The sequence below is a fragment of the Cognatiluteimonas telluris genome, assembly GCF_011320095.1.
Lineage (GTDB): Bacteria > Pseudomonadota > Gammaproteobacteria > Xanthomonadales > Xanthomonadaceae > Cognatiluteimonas > Cognatiluteimonas telluris.
Map to the genome: position 1 here is coordinate 1 of NZ_JAANOY010000064.1, position 2780 is coordinate 2780.

Below are 2780 nucleotides of genomic sequence, written 5' to 3' on the forward strand. Positions count from 1 at the left end.
CTAGTCCGCGGGTCGCGCCCGATTTGCGTCGGGGTGCGCCCGGACCGTCCGGCGGCATTTGCCGCATCCCAGATCACCAGGCGGCATCTGGGCTGGGCGCTTGTAGCTCCTGGCGCGCGGCCGACTGGTTCGGCCTCAGGTCAAGCGTGTGGCTTGCTACCGAATGACTCTTGTGGGCAAATGGCTGCCTAACTATTCATTCAAGAGGGAAGCCGCTTCGCGGCTCCCCTTAATTCAGGTGTTAGGTGCCGGTCATACATTTTAGCTGGGCGTTAAGGCGCATGTAGCAGCCGGCACTCTATGCAACGAGGTTTCGCAATATAGGGGCGTTCAATCGTGGGTCCGAAGCATTCTGGGTTAGGGATTTCATCGTTCGTCATTAGCATAATTACGGGCATCTTGATGTTCGTTCTCTTTGTCATTGCTGGAGTCATGGAAGTATCAACACCAGGAGGGATCGACGAGCACTCGGCCAGTGCGGTTATTGTTGGATTGTTTATTCTCGCGCTCATCGCCGTTGATGTAGTGGCACTCGGCTTGGGAATAGCCGGTCTTACGCAAAAGGATCGCAAACAGATGTTTACTGTTCTCGGCCTCGTGTTTTCTGCCGTTACGATTGTCGGAACTATCTCGTTGTCAGTCATTGGCAACATGATCTAAGCCGGCACCTAACAATTCATTCAAGCCGAACATGCTTCGTTCCGGCAAAAGGCGGCACCGAAAAGCGTGCCACCTTTTGCCTCCACTACGCATGTCGGCTTAATTCAGGTGTTAGACACCACTGGAGGCTGTTGTGCAATTTGAGCCATGGGTGGGTGAAAAATACTATTCAGAGGGGCTTGGCGGGGTTCGCGTTCTTGCCGTCGGCGAGTCGCATTACGCAGAACCTGGTTTGGCTCGCCGCACCTTCACTAGCGATGTGATTCGAGAATGTGTTTTTGAGGGTCGCGCAGCCTACTTCACTAAAGTTGCGAAGCTGCTGAATAATCTTGGCTCCGGCGATCATATGAGTGATGAACTACTTCGTGACACGTGGAACAGAATCGCGTTTTATAACTTTGTGCAGGAGATGCTGCCGGCACCGCGGGTTCGCCCCACCGAGGCCATGTGGAAACAGGCTCAGCAACTTTTTCCAAATCTCATTACCCAGTTACGACCACAACTCATAGTAGTAATGGGAAAAGCGTTGCGCGAATGGTTCGAACCCCCGAGCGAAATAGTGGTTTGCTTCACTGAGCACCCGTCGTCCTCTCGATTCAGCTACCAGCCGTGGGCTGAGAATATTCGAGCTGCCCACTCAAGAGTGCTACTTAGCGCTAGCTAGAAAGCGCAGACCTTAGCTATTCAACCAAGGAGCAAACGTAAAATGGCAAGCGGATATGTATGCAAATTTTGCGGGCAGGACACAGCTAATCCGTATCCTGCCAACTGCCAGTACACGCGAAGCGGTACTCACGACTGGATGAACGCAAAGGACAGCTATGCGTGCAAGTTTTGTGGGCAAACTGCATCGCGCCCTTATCCTGCGAATTGTTCTAACAGCGACAGCCCAAAACACACGCACGAGTTTATCTAGGCGGTGTCTAACAATTCATTCAACCGGAAGCCGCTTCGCGGCTCCGGTTAATTCAGGTGTTAGCGCGCTTGTGCAGGTGACTCGATGCCGTTCCAACTTACGCTCTACCGTGCTGCCGACGGCTTACCTCCTCTCATCGAGTGGGATCAGGAGCATAGGCAACCATTGGGCACAAAGTCGCAGCTACGCCTACTACTCGATGCCGCGCTGGCCGGATTGAAGTGGTCGGACCATGGAGTACTGTGGTCAGCGTCGGGGCCTTGGGGCGGAGAAGAACACGCGTTTGAGTTGAGTCTTTATGGGCGCCCTGATGAAGAGCTTCTGGACTTCCGCATATATGCCTCCCCGCCGCCCATTCGAGTGATCATGCGTGCGCTAGGGCTCAACTATTGCTTCTCCATGGATTCGTGCAAGCTGTACTACCCGTTCGAAGCGGGCGATTGCTGGCCCAAGTCAACGGGCGCGCTCTAACAATTCATTCAAGCCGAACATGCTTCGTTCCAGCAAAAGGCGGCACTGAAAAGCGTGCCACCTTTTGCCTCCACTACGCATGTCGGCTTAATTCAGGTGTTAGCTGCCATGCCAAAACTGTCGCCATTGGTCGTCTTCATAGTCCTAGCGACGCAGGGCTGCGCCAGCGATCCAGGCAGCCGTTACGTATATTTCCCAAGCTTGGCGCATCGCGCTTCATCGGGTGACGTCGCTGTGCTTAAGGAGATTCTGACAAAAGCGGGTACGACCCAACCCGGCGAGCAATTAGAGGAGCTAGCGGAGATCCTAAGCAAGACTGTCCGGACCCACCCCGCTGAATTCTTGCGAGCTCAAACAACCGACCAACACTGTTTCGGGGTCGACTTTATGGGTCCAGACTTCGTGGACAATGATCCGGCTGTGCGGAGGGAGCAGGAGTTGCGGCGCAAGGCGCTGGCCTCTGTCTCCGACGCATCGCTGATATCTACCAAACAACGTTGTCTGGCTGTCCTAGCTGGCAGCTAACAATTCATTCAAGCCGAACTTGCTTCGTTACACCAAAAGCGTGGCCAAAAATCCTGTCACGCTTTTGCCTCCACTACGCAAGTCGGCTTAATTCAGGTGTTAGGCCGCTAAGAGCGGGCCTGCTGCGGCAATTCGGCAGTTCGGGTTGCTCGCTTCGCTCAGCACCTTGTCGCTTTCGTCCACCCTCTTCGGTCGCGCTTGGAGTCAT

General features: G+C 54.3%; 2 protein-coding genes. Both read left to right on the forward strand.

The genetic code is table 11. From position 1 onward, the window contains the following. Nucleotides 1–402 precede the first annotated feature (402 nt). Complete coding sequence (locus G7B67_RS12845; protein ID WP_207780942.1) at nt 403–660, forward strand: hypothetical protein; 258 nt, start codon at nt 403–405, stop codon at nt 658–660. Nucleotides 661–793: 133 nt separating this feature from the next. Beyond that, nucleotides 794–1324, forward strand: a complete 531-nt coding sequence (locus tag G7B67_RS12850; protein WP_166213047.1) for a hypothetical protein — start codon at nt 794–796, stop codon at nt 1322–1324. Nucleotides 1325–2780 lie beyond the last annotated feature (1456 nt).

What these genes read in the sequence shown, in the direction of transcription:
- G7B67_RS12845 (WP_207780942.1), top strand. Translation starts at nt 403, where the DNA reads ATGTTCGTTCTCTTTGTCATTGCTGGAGTCATGGAAGTATCAACACCA.